The organism is Sphingorhabdus lacus (assembly GCF_009768975.1).
Taxonomy (GTDB): Bacteria; Pseudomonadota; Alphaproteobacteria; order Sphingomonadales; family Sphingomonadaceae; genus Sphingorhabdus_B; species Sphingorhabdus_B lacus.
On record NZ_CP035733.1, the window covers coordinates 552,066 to 567,110 of the forward strand.

The following is a 15,045-nucleotide window of genomic DNA, read 5'->3' on the forward strand; positions in this document are numbered from 1 at the left end:
GGCAAGGGAATGCGTGAAATCCCTGCGCGTTAAAAGGATAGCGCGCGCGAATGTGCCAACTTTCGTCACCGCATACATGCATCAGCCTGCCGTTTTGGCGAATTTCATGTCGAGCTGTTATCGCGCAAAGAAATTTCTGGACCGGGTGCCTGTCAAAAACGCATAAGACAGACATGCTGTCCGTGGCGATCTTGCCGGCCTTTTATATGGCCCTGTCTTTACCGGTGGTGAACACTGTCCGGAACGATGCTGCGCCAGTAGCTTTGCAATCAACGCTCGTCCCTCAAAAGCAAGCGTTTCGGGCCGAGCCGCCCAAGCGACGCTATGAAGTATCCGCACCGATAGTATCCCGTGTCGGCAAAGGACTACCCGCCATCAGCGGCCCGAAGGACAAAAGCTTGCCGCTGGTCGTGCTTGATGCCGGACATGGCGGGCATGATCCTGGCGCTATAAGTCCGCACGGCGGGAAACGCGAAAAGGATGTGACGCTGGCGATTGCACGGGCGATCCGCACCGAGCTGTTGAAAAGCGGACGTGTCCGTGTCGCTCTGACGCGCGATTCCGACAAATTTCTCGTGCTTCAGGACCGGTACGGAATTGCGCGCAAAATGAATGCGGACCTGTTCATTTCGATTCATGCCGACAGCGCCGAAAACCCCGAAGCGGGCGGGGGAACTGTCTACACCCTGTCCGAGGTCGCATCGGATCGCGAGGCGCAGCGGCTTGCGTCCAGAGAAAATAAATCCGACATTATCAACGGCGTCAACCTTGGTGGCGCGGATGCGGATGTGTCCTCGATCCTGATCGATTTGACCCAGCGCGAAACGATGAATGTGTCGGCGGAGTTTGCCAAATTGCTCCTACGCGAATCGCGGCCGAACATGCGGATCCGGACCAACTCGCACCGCTTCGCCTCGTTCATTGTCCTGAAGGCACCGGATACGCCATCGGTCCTGTTTGAAACAGGCTATCTCAGCAATGAGGATGATGTGGAGTTTTTGGGCTCCGAATCCGGCCGGCAAAAGGTAGCGCGCAGTGTCGCGAGCGCCATCCAGGTCCATTTTGCCCGCCGTCTCGCTTCGCAATAGAGGTAAAAACAGGCGGAGCCGCCTATTAACATTCTGGACCTTGGCAACAAATCGGTTAGAGAGAGCCCGTAATGACCGACGCCGTGACCCCGCCCGAAGAACCGACAAACATCAGCTATAAGCTGAAGCGCGATGTCGATGGGTTTATCGGCAAGTGGCAGATCTGGTGGCAGCGCAAGCGCTTCCGCTGGGTGGTCTACGCTGCGGGTGCTGCATTTCTGTTTCTGTTGCTCTTCTGGGCCATATTCGCCCGCAACCTTCCCGATGCGGAGGCTTTGATCGAATATGAATCGCCGCTGCCGACGGTGGTGCGGGATGTCAATGGCGAGCCTTTTCAGAGCTATGCGCGCGAACGTCGCGTCCAGCTGGAATATGCCGATTTCCCGCGCTTGCTGATCCGCGCCTATCTGGCGGCAGAGGATAAGACATTTTTCAGCCATGGCGGCATCGATTATCCAGGCATCGCATCGGCTGTTTTCGACAATATTTTTACCAGCGGCCGTTCGCGCGGCGCTTCGACGATTACGCAACAGGTGGCCAAGAACCTGCTGCTGACCAACGAATATAGCTATACCCGCAAGGTCAAGGAGGCGATCCTTGCCAAGCGTATTGAGAACGCGCTGACCAAGCCGCAGATTTTGTCGCTCTACCTCAATGAAATTGCCCTTGGCCGCCAATCCTTCGGCGTTGAAGCCGCAGCGCAGGCCTATTTCGGCAAGAGCGTTGATCAGCTGCAGCTGCATGAAATGGCGTTTTTGGCGATATTGCCTAAAGCGCCGGAACGTTATGGCCGCGCCAAAAATGCCGAAGCGGCGATAGTGCGGCGTAACTGGGTGCTGGGCGAAATGTTCGCCAATGGCTGGATCACCGAAAAGCAAATGGCTGAGGCGCGGGCCATGCCACTGGGCCTGATTGCGCAGCGCGGGACAGGATATAAGAATATCGGCGGGTACTTCACCGAAGAAGTCCGCCGCCAATTGATCGAGAAGTTCGGCGAGACCGACAAGGATGGTCCCTACAGCGTCTATGCCGGTGGTCTGTGGGTCCGCACATCGATGAATCCTGAATTCCAGGTGGCGGCTACTCAGGCGCTGCGTGATGGCTTGCTTCGCTATAATGCGGGCAAGGCGTGGAAGGCCAATATGGGCACGATCGATGTGTCCGACGACAAATGGGCGTCACGCTTTGCATCGACCAATATCAGCATCGATTACGCCAATTGGCGGGCAGGGGTGGCCCTTGGCAAGGGTCGGGTAGGTTTTGCCGATGGTACCGTTGGTCTTCTGAACGGCGGTCCTGCCGCGATGAAGGCAGGCGACGTAATCGCCGTTGTTCCGAATGGTGCGAACAGCTTCTCTGTCCGCTCGGTCCCCGAAGTGGGCGGCGGCATGGTGGTTCAGAACCCGCTCAATGGCCGGGTGCTCGCCATTCAGGGTGGCTTTGATAACCGGATTTCAAGCTTCAACCGGGCAACACAGGCACAACGTCAGCCCGGGTCGACCATCAAGCCCTTCGTTTATGCGACCGCGCTCGACAATGGCATGACCCCGACGTCGATCATTGTCGATGGCCCTTATTGCGTTTGGCAAGGCGCATCGCTCGGCCAGAAATGCTTCCGCAACTTCGGTGGCGGCGGGGCAGGGCCGCAGACGATGCGCTGGGGTCTGGAACAGTCCCGCAACCTGATGACCGTACGCGCCGCAGCGGATTCCGGGATGGACAATGTGACCGACACGTTCCGCGCCATGGGGATTGGCGACTACCCCGACTATCTGTCCTACGCTTTGGGCGCTGGCGACACGACCGTGCTGAAAATGGTCAACGCATACTCCATGCTGGTCAACCAGGGCCGCGAACTCAAGCCGACTTTGATCGATTTTGCGCAGAACCGCAAAGGGAAGGTCATCTTCCCCGAAAACTGGAAACCGTGCAACCGTTGCCGGGCAAAAGATTGGGATGGCAAGCCGATGCCGCGCTTCGCTGCATCCGGCAAGCAAGTGATGGATCCAATTACAGCCTATCAGACCGTGCACATGCTCGAAGGCGTCATCCAGCGCGGGACAGCGACGATATTGCGCGATCTTGACCGTCCACTTTTCGGCAAGACCGGAACGACGACTGGCCCCACAAATGTGTGGTTCATTGGTGGATCGCCGCAGTTGGTGGCTGGCCTGTATCTTGGATTTGACCAGCCTCGCAACATGGGTGGCTATGCGCAGGGCGGCTCGCTGGCTGCCCCCGTATTCAAGCAATTCGCCCGCGCGGCGATGGCCGATATGCCCAAGACGCCGTTCATCGCCCCGGCAGGAACACGTCTCGTGCGTATCGACCGCAAGAGCGGCAAGCGCGTCTATGGCGCATGGCCGGGCGATGATCCCAAAAGCGCGGTGATCTGGGAAGCGTTCAAGGCCGAGACCGAGCCCAAGCGTTCGATCCGTCAGGACGAATTGGCGGCGCGCGGCGACAAGCCGAAGAAGAAGGATTCATCGGACTCCAAGAGCGGGTCGAGCAATGCCAACGCAGGGCAAGGGCCAAGCTCGGCAACCAAGCGCGATCAGGAGTTTATCCAGCAAGAAGGCGGAATCTACTGATTACCGCCCCGACGCAGGGATGAGTTAGAACTTCACCTCAGGCGCGGCGCTGATTGTCGGGCGTTCTTCAGCGCCCAATTCCCAGAATTTCTCTTCGCCAAAGCCGAAAGCGCCCGCGAACAGAACCGCAGGAAAAGCCTGCCGCGCGCCGTTATAGTCGGCCGTGACCGCATTATAGGCCCGGCGCGATGCGGCCAGCTTGTCTTCCACATCGGCAAGTTCATGCTGCAACGTCTGGAAATTCTGGTTGGCTTTCAAGTCCGGATAGTTTTCCGCCAGTGCAAACAGGCTTTTCAATGCGCCGGAAAGTCCATTTTCCGCGGCTGCCGCTGCGGCGGGACTGGATGCGCCCAAGGCGGAATTGCGCGCGGAAATCACGGCATCCAGCGTCGATTTTTCATGCGTGGCATAGCCCTGGACCGTGTTGACCAGATTGGGGATAAGATCGTGCCGCTGGCGCAACTGGGCATCGATATCGGCCCAACCCTGCCGCACATTCTGCCGCAATCCGACGAGCCTATTATAAATCAGGATCGCAATCAGGCCTAAAAAAACAACGATACCAATGATGACCAAACCCATCGCTTTACTCCCCCTGTAACGGTCGATAGCATTGGTTATCACGGGGGAAGGGGAAAGCAAAGATGATAGCATTGCCTGATGTCGACACGCTAATGGCGGGTGGCTTGCAGGACCGGCTGGATTCCTTGGTTGCGGATCGGGCCAAGGCCAAGGAAAAAATGATCTGGACGGGTGCAGGCGGCATTGTTGCGGCGATTCTGGTCGGTTTCATTTTCTACACCTTTGGGCTTGAGGAAATCGGCTATTTCGCGGCTACGGTTGTCGGTGGCGGAGCGTTGGCGTGGGCCAGCAATAACCGGCAACAGATGATCGATTCCCTGAAGCATGAAATGAACGGCGCGCTCGCCCGCAGTTTGCAGGTGGACTATTCGGTCTCCGCATTTTCAGGACAGGAATTTGAAAACGCCCGCACCTATGGACTGTTGCCAACCTATGACGATAAATATTTGCAGGACCAATGGCATGGGTCAATCGATGGCACGGATTTCCTCTTATACGAAGCCAAGCTGACGGAGGAGCAGGGTTCGGGCAAGAACCGGCGGACCGTGACCAAATTCGAAGGCGTTGTGCTGCGGTTCCAGTTTGCACGGCCCTTTCTGGGCACGACGCTGGTCCGCCGCGACGGGTTCAAGATCACCCTGTTTGGCGACAACAAAACCTATAACGGCCAGACGCTGGAGCGGATCAAGATGGTCGATCCTCGTTTCGAAGACGCTTTCGATGTCTATGGTACTGACCAGGTTGAGGCCCGCTATCTGGTGCACCCGGCCTATTGCGAGCGTCTGATCGAAATGGAGCAGGAATTCGATGGGGATAAATTGGCGGCGCTGTTTTTGGGCGGTGACCTGATCGTCACCCTGCACACCGGCAATATGTTTGAAAGCGCAACGCTCAGTCCCAAACGCGACCGTGAGTTGCTCGGCAAGACAATCGCGCAATTCGGTTCGATCACGAAATTGGTCAAACTACTGAACGAGAGGCCGCGGCATTAGCTCCCTTTGACTCGGGCTGCTAATCGGCTAAAGGCCGCCAACCTGATTTCATTCCCTTTGGAGTTTCCCCATGCGCGCCGACGCAGAAGGCTATGTTGCCCGCATTGATGCTGCCCTTAATCTCGTCAAGATGTCGCTTGATTGGGACCGCGCACTGCGTCGCCTGGACGAATTGAACGCCAAGGTCGAAGATCCAACGCTGTGGGACAATCCCAAGGCGGCCGAAGAAGTGATGCGCGAACGCCGCCGTCTGGATGCGGCTATCGCTACCGTGCGCGAAATCGACGCCGACAAAAGCGGCACCGTCGAATTGATCGAGCTCGCGGAAATGGAAGGCGATACGGCCCTGGGCGACGAAGGTGCCGCTTCGCTCAAGGCTCTGGCGGACCGTGCCGACAGGGACAAGGTTTCGGCCCTTTTGTCGGGTGAAGCCGACGGCAACGACACATTTATCGAAATCCATGCAGGCGCAGGTGGCACCGAAAGCCAGGATTGGGCCGAAATGCTACAGCGCATGTACTACCGCTGGGCGGAACAGCGCGGCTACAAAGTCGAAATGGTCGACTATCAGGCCGGCGACCAGGCAGGCATCAAGTCCGCCACCATGCTGGTGAAGGGCGAAAACGCCTATGGTTATGCCAAGACCGAAAGCGGCGTGCACCGTCTCGTGCGCATTTCGCCTTATGACAGCGCAGCCAAGCGGCATACCAGCTTTTCCAGCGTCTGGGTCTATCCCGTTATCGACGACAATATTGATATCGAAATCAACGAAGGTGACCTGAAAATAGACACCTATCGCGCATCTGGTGCCGGCGGCCAGCACGTCAACACCACCGATTCCGCGGTCCGGATCACCCACAAACCTTCGGGCATTGTCGTCGCCAGCCAGAACGACCGAAGCCAGCACAAGAACCGCGCCACCGCGATGGGTATGTTGAAGGCCCGTCTGTACGAAGCGGAATTGCGCAAGCGTGAAGAAGCGGCAAGCGGCGAATATGCCGCTAAAACCGAAATCGGCTGGGGTCATCAGATCCGTTCCTATGTCCTGCAACCTTATCAGATGGTGAAAGACCTGCGCACCGGCGTCACGTCACCTACGCCATCGGATGTGCTTGACGGCGACCTCGACAGCTTCATCGCAGCCGCGCTAGCGCAGCGTGTGACGGGTGAGGCGGTCGCTGTTGAGGATGTGGATTAATTTACACAGAACCCGAACAGTCTGTTGTTGACAGCTAAGAGGGGCTGTTTATCCCGTTAAATATCTGGATCATCCAGTGTAAAAAATGGGGAACATTATGAAAATCACATTTGCGGCACAGTATTTGTGCGCGGTTAGTCTGTGTGCATTGTCAACAACGGCTTCCGCCCAAGAAGTGAATCCGGGTACCGTACCAGCTACCTCGGTTCCGGCTGAAGTAATTGCCGAGCCACAGCCGCCAAAAGACCTTGTCCTTAATGCGGGAACGCCAATTACGCTTGCCGTTTCGGAAGAAGTCAACAGCAGCACCCATAAAGAAGGTGACGAGTTTCGTTTGACCGTCCTTAACGATGTTACAATTGGCCAAACTGTTGTGATCCCGCGTGGCACACCGGCGACAGCTGAAATTACCTGGCGGACTGGCAAGGGCGCCTTTGGAAAATCAGGCAAAATGGAATTCGAACTCCGCAGCATCTATCTCGACGGCACGCAGGTTCCTTTAACCGGCAGCTTCCGACAGGAAGGTGAGGGTAACACCGTCGCCACCGGTGTTGGCGTGATCGCGATCGGTGTGTTCGCTGGCTTCATTACCGGAAAGCGCGCGCGCCTTCCCGTTGGCCGCGAGCTGATGGCGCAGGTCGCGCAGAACGTACCCTTTGGCGCGAATGGCCAGTTATCGCCAAGTTACAACTCTTCAACAGCCATGAAAATGGCTGAGGCGAGCACACCATTCCGCAAATGTCGTGCTTCAGCTAAAGGTCTGGGCGATGCGAAACAAGAACAGGCCGCGATGAAAAAATGCTACGCAGAGCGCATGGAATAACCATTTGTTCTATCTGGCGGGAGGGGCTGCACGATTGTAGTTCCCTCCCGGCAACCTTTTGAAAATGCTCACCCTCCCGGCGACGCCGCGGAACCGGCCAACAATCCACCATCCAGATGGACCTCGCTGCCGGTCATATAGGTGGCATCATCCGACGCCAGCATCAGAGCGATGGCGGCGACTTCTTCGACTGTGCCGAACCGCTTTAGCGGCGTATCGGCGACCATTGCCGCCTTGCGGTCCTCACGATCCGGACCGTCGCCGATCAATGCCTCCCACATTGGGGTCAAGATGGCGGCCGGATGGATCGAGTTGCAGCGGATGTTGAGACCCTGTTGTGCACAGTAAAGTGCAACAGATTTGGTGTGGTTGCGAATGGCGGCCTTGGACGAGGCATAGGCGGCCGCGCCCGGTATCCCGACAAGGCCGGAGCGGGACGACATATTGATGATCGCGCCTGCCCCCTTTGCCCGCATTGCGCCAATCGCATAGCGGCATCCTAGAAAAGTGCCATCGAGGTTCACCGCATGGACACGGTGCCATTCGGCCAAACTGGCGTGTTCGGGGTCGTGCGGGCCGGGGCTGTCTTCGAACCCGGTGATCCCGGCATTATTGACGACAACGTCGATTTCGGGAATTGCGCTGGCCAGATTCTGCCAATCTGTTTCGGATGCGACGTCGAGCGGGAAAAAGCGGCCGCCGATTTCTGCGGCGAGGGTCGAACCTGCTTCGGTGTCGATATCGCCAACGATGACATGGGCGCCTTCCTCGGCAAAGCGTCTGGCGATGGCCGCGCCAATTCCACGCGCGCCGCCCGTGACGAGGGCGGATTTATTCTGTAATTTGGGCATAGGGTTATCCTGTAGAATGGACTTCAAGGCGAACGCCATGCTGAATCCGGTTCAGACCGACGGACGTTATTTCGAGAGGCGTTCTGCTCTTTACCCTTGAATCACCGGACATACTCCACTTAAGCAGGGTGCAGCATAAGGCCCAGCGCAGGAGAGAGCAAGTGAGTGAGCAACAGGACTGGTTTCCCGTTCCCGAAAGCGCAACCGAGCACACATATTGCACCGCCGCAGACTATGACCGGCTTTATGCCGAAAGCATCACCGAACCCGACTCCTTTTGGGCAAAGCAGGCCGAGCGTATCGACTGGTTCACGCCGCCCACGAAAATCGCGAACTGGTCCTATGATCCTGTTTCGATCAAATGGTATGAAGATGGCGTCCTGAACCTGTGCCACAATGCGGTGGACCGCCATGTTGCCGCAGGGCGCGGGGATGCAATCGCCTTTATCTTTGAACCGGATGATCCCGCACAGGATGCCCGCCGTGTCAGCTATGCCCAGTTGCAGGGCGACGTCATTCGCATGGCCAATTCGCTCAAACAGTTGGGCGTTGCCAAGGGCGACCGGGTAACAATCTATATGCCCATGTGTGTCGAAGGCGCGGTTGCGATGCTGGCCTGCGCACGGATTGGCGCGGTGCATAGCGTTGTATTTGGTGGCTTTTCGCCGGAAGCCATCGCCGGACGTATCGAAGATTGCGCCAGCCGGTTCGTGATCTGCGCCGACACCGCCGTCAGGGGTGGCAAGTCGGTGCCGTTGAAGGCAAATATCGACGCCGCGCTTGAAAAGGTCGGCGGCGTGGATGCGGTACTGGTCGTGCGGCATACGGGCGAAGCCGTTGCGATGCACGAGGGTCGCGATCATTGGTTCCACGACATGCAGGTTTCGGGCGAATGCCCCTGCGAGCCCATGAATGCCGAAGATCCGTTGTTCATTCTCTATACGTCGGGTTCGACCGGAAAGCCCAAGGGCGTCCTGCATACAGTCGGGGGCTATTCCGTATGGACCGCGGCGACGTTCCATTATGTGTTTGATTACCAACCCGGCGAGGTCTTTTTCTGCTCGGCAGATATCGGTTGGGTCACGGGCCACAGCTATGTGGTGTACGGTCCGCTGCAAAATGGCGGGACCAGCCTGATATTCGAAGGAATACCGAGCTATCCCGACAGCGGACGCTTCTGGGACATTATTGACCGGCATCAGGTCAACATTTTCTACACCGCGCCCACAGCTTTGCGGGCCTTGATGCGCGACGGCGACGGGCCTGTGAAGGCACGATCACGCCAATCGCTCCGGCTTTTGGGCACAGTAGGTGAGCCGATCAACCCCGAAGCATGGCGCTGGTACCATGCCACGGTGGGTGAGGGGAAATTGCCTATCGTCGATACATGGTGGCAGACCGAGACGGGCGGGGTGATGATCACCACGCTGCCCGGCGCGCATGGCATGAAGCCGGGAAGCGCAGGCCGACCCTTTTTCGGCATCCGCCCGCAACTGGTCGATGCCGAAGGTGCTGTGCTGGCAGATGAGCAGATCGGCGGCGCGACGAGCGGCAATTTGTGCATCACGCACAGCTGGCCGGGGCAGGCGCGCACGGTCTATGGCGATCATGACCGTTTCGTGCAGACCTATTTTTCGACCTATAAGGCCAAATATTTCACAGGCGACGGCTGCCGCCGTGATGAAGACGGCTATTGGTGGATCACGGGCCGGGTGGACGATGTTATCAATGTCTCCGGCCATCGCATGGGCACCGCCGAAGTCGAAAGCGCACTCGTCCTGCACGACAAGGTGGCCGAGGCGGCGGTTGTCGGTTTTCCGCATGATATCAAGGGGCAGGGCATCTACTGCTATGTCACGCTCAACATGGGCGAGGAGCCGTCGGACGAACTTCACGCCGAATTGCGGCAGCAGGTGCGGATCGAAATCGGCCCCATTGCATCGCCCGACCATATCCACTTCACCACCGCCTTGCCCAAGACACGGTCGGGCAAGATCATGCGGCGCATCTTGCGCAAAATTGCGGAAAATGACTTTGCCGCGCTGGGTGATACGTCGACATTGGCGGATCCCAGCGTGGTTGATGCGCTGATCGAGGGGCGGCAAAACCGCTAGTTGACGCTTGCGTCAACCTCCCGGACGGGGTAGAAGGCCGCAGTTAATCGTGCGGTTAAATATCTGTGCCGCCTGTTCCGTAACGGAAGGATGCCATGACTGATTCCCCTGCCAAGACCGGCCCGCTCGCCGGCATCATGGTCATTGAACTGGCCGGTATTGGCCCCGGTCCCTATGCCGGACAATTGCTGGCCGATATGGGCGCCGATGTGGTTGTGATCGACCGGCCGGGCAGATCCTTGCCCAAGGCAGTGGACGGTCGCGGCAAAAAGTCGATCGTGCTCGACCTTAAAAAGCCGGAGGCTGTCGAAGCGCTGTTGAAACTGGTGGCCAAGGCTGATGTCTTGATCGAGGGACTGCGCCCCGGCGTGACCGAGCGCATGGGTGTGGGGCCAGAAGCGTGCCACGCCATCAATCCGGGATTGATTTATGGACGCATGACCGGCTGGGGGCAAAGTGGCCCGTGGAGCCAAATGGCCGGGCACGACATCAACTATATCAGCATGACCGGCGTCTTGAACGCCATCGGCAAGAAGGGACAACCGCCCGTGCCGCCGTTGAATATGGTCGGCGATTTTGGCGGCGGTTCGATGTTCCTTATGACCGGAATATTGGCTGCACTGATTGAACGTGGACGGACGGGTAAGGGCAATGTGGTCGATGCCGCCATCATCGATGGCACGCATAGTCTGATGAGCTTTGTCCACGGCATGGCCGGGGTCGGCCAATGGCAACCGAAGCGAGAATCCAATCTGCTTGACGGCGCGGCCCCTTTCTACCGCTGCTATATGACGGCCGACGGGAAATTCATGGCTGTCGGTTGCATCGAACCGCAGTTCTTTGCGGCGATGATGGAGCGCCTGCCCATTGATGCGGAGGCTTTCGGGGCCCAGCTTGATTTTGGTTCATGGGCGAGACAGCACGAGATGCTGGAAGATGTGTTCGCGACCAAAACCCGCGATGAGTGGGAGGCGATTTTTGCCGGGACCGATGCGTGCGTCACGCCGGTGCTGGACTATGTCGAAGCCGCAGCGCACCCCGCCAATGCCAAGCGTCAGGCTGTCCTGCAGGATGGTCGCTGGCTGCACCCGCAAATCGCGCCGCGCCTTGCAACGCAGCCGCTGGCTACCCATTTCGAAATTGCAACAAAAGGCGGCGATTATGCTGCCATCCTTGCCGAGGCTGGCCTTGGCGAGAACGATATATCCCAACTGATCGCGGCCGGTGCCGTGATTGCCAACTAGGAAGATACCATGACCGAAGCCTATATTTATGATGCGGTGCGCAGCCCCCGGGGCAAGGGGCGTTCTGATGGCGCGCTGCATGAAATAACGCCAATTGATTTGGCAGCGCAGGTGCTCGCCTCGATCCGCGACCGCAATGGTCTGTCGGGCGAAGAAATCGAAGATGTTGCTTTCGGCTGCGTGTCGCCGGTTGGCGAACAAGGTGCGGTTATCACTCGCACCGCGGTGCTGGCGGCGGGCTATCCGCACACAACCAGCGGTATTCAGGTAAACCGCTTCTGCGGATCAGGCCTCGAAGCGTCGAATATTGCGGCGGCCAAGGTGAAGTCGGGCGAATGCGATCTCGCAATTGGCGGCGGAATTGAGTCGATGAGCCGCGTTCCCATGGGGTCCGATGGCGGCGCATGGCCGATTGACCCGCGTTCGGCGATTGCCAACTATTTCATTCCGCAGGGTATTTCGGCGGATTTGATCGCGACCAAATATGGCTACAGCCGCGACGATGTGGATGCCTATGCCGTCGAAAGCCAGAAGCGGGCCGCCAAGGCATGGAGCGAGAAGCGCTTCGCCAAGTCGATCCTGCCGATCCATGACGTCATCGGTGAAATCATTCTGGACCATGACGAACTGATGCGTCCTGAAACCGACATGCAGTCGCTGGGTGCCTTGGCCCCTGCGTTCCAGATGATGGGCACGATGATGCCCGGTTTCGACGACATCGCGATCATGCGCTATCCCGACGTCGAAAAGATCAACCACGTCCACCATGCCGGAAACAGCTCGGGCATCGTCGACGGATCGGCTGCCGTCCTGATCGGCACAAAGGAAGCGGGCGAGAAATATGGCCTGAAGGCACGTGCACGCATTGTTTCGATGGCGTCCGTCGGTTCCGAACCTTCGATCATGCTGACCGGCCCCGAATTTGCCGCGCAAAAAGCGCTCGCGCGGGCAGGGATGGACAAGGGCGACATCGATGTGTGGGAATTGAACGAGGCATTTGCTTCGGTCGTCCTGCGTTTCATGGAAGCGCTCAACATCGACCATGGCGATATCAACGTGAATGGCGGCGCGATTGCTATGGGCCACCCGCTGGGCGCAACCGGCGCGATGATCTTGGGCACCGTTCTGGACGAACTGGAACGATCCGGAAAATCGACCGCGCTCACCACCCTGTGCATCGGCGCAGGCATGGGCACTGCGACTATCATCGAACGCGTGAATTGATCGGGATTTAGAACATGACTTACAAAACTTTTTCCGTCGACATCGACAGCGACGGCATCGCGCTTGTCACCATCGACATTCCCGGAGCGACCATGAATGTGTGGAATGGCGACCTGATTGCCGAATTCGGTGCGTGGGTCGAAGACTTCACAACCAATGAAGCGGTCAAGGGTGCCGTCATCACATCCGGCAAAGCTACCGGATTCCTCGCGGGCGCAGACCTTACCATGCTGGGCGGGGCAAAGGCGAACAGCACGAAAGAAGCCTTTGATCAGGCATTCGCGCTAAACGCCTTGCTGCGTAAGATGGAAGCCGGCGGTAAGACCGCCAAGGCGTTGACCAGCGGTCAGGCCTCGGCAAAGCCGGTCGCATGTGCCCTTAACGGCCTCGCTCTGGGCGGTGGCTTGGAACTGGCCCTTGCGTGCCATTATCGTGTTGTCGCCGACAATCCGAAAATCCAGCTCGGCATGCCCGAAGTGCTGGTTGGCCTTTTGCCCGGTGGCGGCGGTACGCAGCGTACACCACGGCTGATCGGCCTGCAAAATGCGGCCATGATGATCATTCAGGGCAAGTCGCTCGACCCCGCAACGGCAAAGGCGCAGGGTCTGGTGCACGACGTTGTTCCGGCTGCGGAGTTGATCGCCAATGCCAAGGCATGGGTGAAGGCAAATCCCAAGGCCACCGCGCCGTGGGACAAGAAGGATTTCAAATTCCCCGGCGGCGCAGGCGCTATGGACCCGCGCTCGGTCCAGCTTTTCATCGGCCTGAACGCCATGGCGCACAAGGAAAGCAAAGGCAATTTCGATGCCGTGAAGGCGATCTTGTCCTGCCTGTATGAAGGTTCGATCCTGCCGTTCGACACGGCGCTTCGCGTGGAATCGAAATATTTCACCAAGCTTCTTTCGGGTAGCCAGGCCAAGAATATGATCCGCACGCTGTTCATCAACAAGCAGGCTGCGGAAAAGGGCGCCGGACGTCCCAAGGATGTGCCACCTGTCGAAATCAAGAAAGTCGGCGTTTTGGGCGGCGGCCTGATGGGGTCGGGCATCACCCATGTGACCGTCAAGGGCGGCATGGATGTCGTTGTGCTCGACCGCAGTCTGGAAGACGCCAACAAGGCCGTCGAATACAGCCGCAAGATTATCGAAAAGGCCGTGGGCCGTGGCAAAATGTCCAAGGAAGCGGGCGAGGCATTCATGGCCCGCATTACGCCGACCGATAATTATGACGATCTGAAAGATGTCGACCTGATCATCGAGGCGGTGTTCGAACGCCCCGACGTCAAGGCCGACGTCATCAAAAAGGCAGAGGCGGTCATTCGCCCCGACGTCGTATTTGCGTCCAATACGTCCACTTTGCCCATCACTGGCCTTGCGAAAAATTCGGTCCGTCCGGAACTGTTCATCGGTCTGCACTTCTTCTCGCCGGTCGAAAAAATGCCATTGCTGGAAATCATCCCCGGCGAACTGTCGGGCGACCGCGCTTTGGCCGCAGCATTTGATTATAATGCGAAGATCAAAAAGACCCCGATCGTCGTCAAAGACGTGCGTGGTTTCTTCACCAACCGCGTTTTCCCACCTTATATGGGCGAGGCGATGAAGCTGGTGACTGAAGGTGTGAAGCCTGCCCTGATCGAAAATGCGGCCAAGTCGCTGGGCATGCCGATCGGTCCTCTTGCACTGCTCGACGAAACCACGTTGCAGCTTGGCTATGATGTGATGCAATCGACCAAGAAGGAATTGGGCGATGCTTACCAGCCAAGCGGTACCGAAGATTTCATGGAACTGATGGTCGTCAAGCTGGGCCGTAAGGGTCGCCGCTTCGGCTCCGGTTTTTACGACTATGATGAAAAGGGCGAGCGCCTGACTTTGTGGCAGGGAATGGCCGATCATTATCCGCTCGCGGAAAACCAGCCGACGGTGGAAGAAGTCAAGCAACGCCTTCTCTACATCCAGTTGATTGCGACGGCGCAATGCTTCGAAGAAGAAGTCGTGCGCGATCCGCAAAGTGCGGATTTGGGTGCGATTTTCGGTTGGGGTTTTGCGCCCTATACCGGCGGTCCGATGAGCTATATCGACACCGTCGGCCTCGAAAACTTCGTCCGCACCGCCGACAGCCTCGCACAGCGTTTTGGCAGCCGTTTCGCGCCACCCAAGAGCTTTCGCGAAATGGCGGATACAGGGGCGACGCTTTATAAGGCGGCTGCGTAATATTGCAGATCGTCAATTAAACTCTCCCGTTCGTGTCGAGCGAAGTCGAGACACCCATAGGTAGCGCACTACTGCACGGCATCTCGACTACGCTCGATGCGAACGGATTGGGCATGGAAGTATTCAGG

The 15,045-nt window shown here is 58.0% G+C and carries 11 protein-coding genes; 9 read left to right on the forward strand and 2 right to left on the reverse strand.

What is annotated here, in order from left to right:
* The first annotated feature begins 173 nt into the window (after nt 1-173).
* Nucleotides 174-1,088 carry an N-acetylmuramoyl-L-alanine amidase family protein gene (locus tag EUU25_RS02480; protein WP_425505194.1) on the forward strand — a complete coding sequence of 305 codons (915 nt, stop codon included), beginning with the start codon at nt 174-176 and terminating at the stop codon, nt 1,086-1,088.
* 71 nt (nt 1,089-1,159) lie between these two features.
* On the forward strand, nt 1,160-3,679 hold the full coding sequence (locus tag EUU25_RS02485) for a penicillin-binding protein 1A (protein ID WP_158897988.1): 2,520 nt from the start codon (nt 1,160-1,162) through the stop codon (nt 3,677-3,679).
* 24 nt (nt 3,680-3,703) lie between these two features.
* Here EUU25_RS02485 and EUU25_RS02490 read toward each other — a convergent pair whose 3' ends face one another.
* Nucleotides 3,704-4,261, reverse strand: a complete 558-nt coding sequence (locus tag EUU25_RS02490; RefSeq protein WP_158897990.1) for a LemA family protein — start codon at nt 4,259-4,261, stop codon at nt 3,704-3,706.
* Nucleotides 4,262-4,323: 62 nt separating this feature from the next.
* Here EUU25_RS02490 and EUU25_RS02495 point away from each other — a divergent pair, with 62 nt between their 5' ends.
* The 3 genes from EUU25_RS02495 to EUU25_RS02505 all read left to right on the forward strand — a co-directional run bounded on the left by EUU25_RS02495 (nt 4,324) and on the right by EUU25_RS02505 (nt 7,274).
* Complete coding sequence (locus EUU25_RS02495) at nt 4,324-5,253, forward strand: DUF3137 domain-containing protein (protein WP_158897991.1); 930 nt, start codon at nt 4,324-4,326, stop codon at nt 5,251-5,253.
* Between the two features lie 70 nt (nt 5,254-5,323).
* Entirely contained in the window at nt 5,324-6,451 is a 1,128-nt protein-coding gene (gene prfB / locus EUU25_RS02500; RefSeq protein ID WP_158897993.1) for a peptide chain release factor 2, read from the forward strand.
* Between the two features lie 97 nt (nt 6,452-6,548).
* Entirely contained in the window at nt 6,549-7,274 is a 726-nt protein-coding gene (locus EUU25_RS02505) for a hypothetical protein (protein WP_158897995.1), read from the forward strand.
* A 68-nt stretch (nt 7,275-7,342) separates the two neighbouring features.
* Here the strand turns inward: EUU25_RS02505 and EUU25_RS02510 are convergent, their stop codons facing one another.
* Entirely contained in the window at nt 7,343-8,125 is a 783-nt protein-coding gene (locus EUU25_RS02510; protein ID WP_158897997.1) for an SDR family oxidoreductase, read from the reverse strand.
* Nucleotides 8,126-8,286: 161 nt separating this feature from the next.
* Here EUU25_RS02510 and acs point away from each other — a divergent pair, with 161 nt between their 5' ends.
* From acs to EUU25_RS02530, 4 genes are all read left to right on the forward strand, one after another.
* Entirely contained in the window at nt 8,287-10,239 is a 1,953-nt protein-coding gene (gene acs / locus EUU25_RS02515) for an acetate--CoA ligase (RefSeq protein ID WP_158897999.1), read from the forward strand.
* A gap of 95 nt (nt 10,240-10,334) precedes the next feature.
* The gene (locus tag EUU25_RS02520; protein ID WP_158898001.1) at nt 10,335-11,483 is read left to right on the forward strand and encodes a CaiB/BaiF CoA transferase family protein; all 1,149 of its coding nucleotides are present in this window, start codon (nt 10,335-10,337) and stop codon (nt 11,481-11,483) included.
* A gap of 9 nt (nt 11,484-11,492) precedes the next feature.
* Nucleotides 11,493-12,707, forward strand: coding sequence for an acetyl-CoA C-acetyltransferase (locus tag EUU25_RS02525; RefSeq protein WP_158898003.1), 1,215 nt, complete (start codon nt 11,493-11,495; stop codon nt 12,705-12,707).
* A gap of 14 nt (nt 12,708-12,721) precedes the next feature.
* Nucleotides 12,722-14,917 carry a 3-hydroxyacyl-CoA dehydrogenase NAD-binding domain-containing protein gene (locus tag EUU25_RS02530; protein WP_158898005.1) on the forward strand — a complete coding sequence of 732 codons (2,196 nt, stop codon included), beginning with the start codon at nt 12,722-12,724 and terminating at the stop codon, nt 14,915-14,917.
* Nucleotides 14,918-15,045 lie beyond the last annotated feature (128 nt).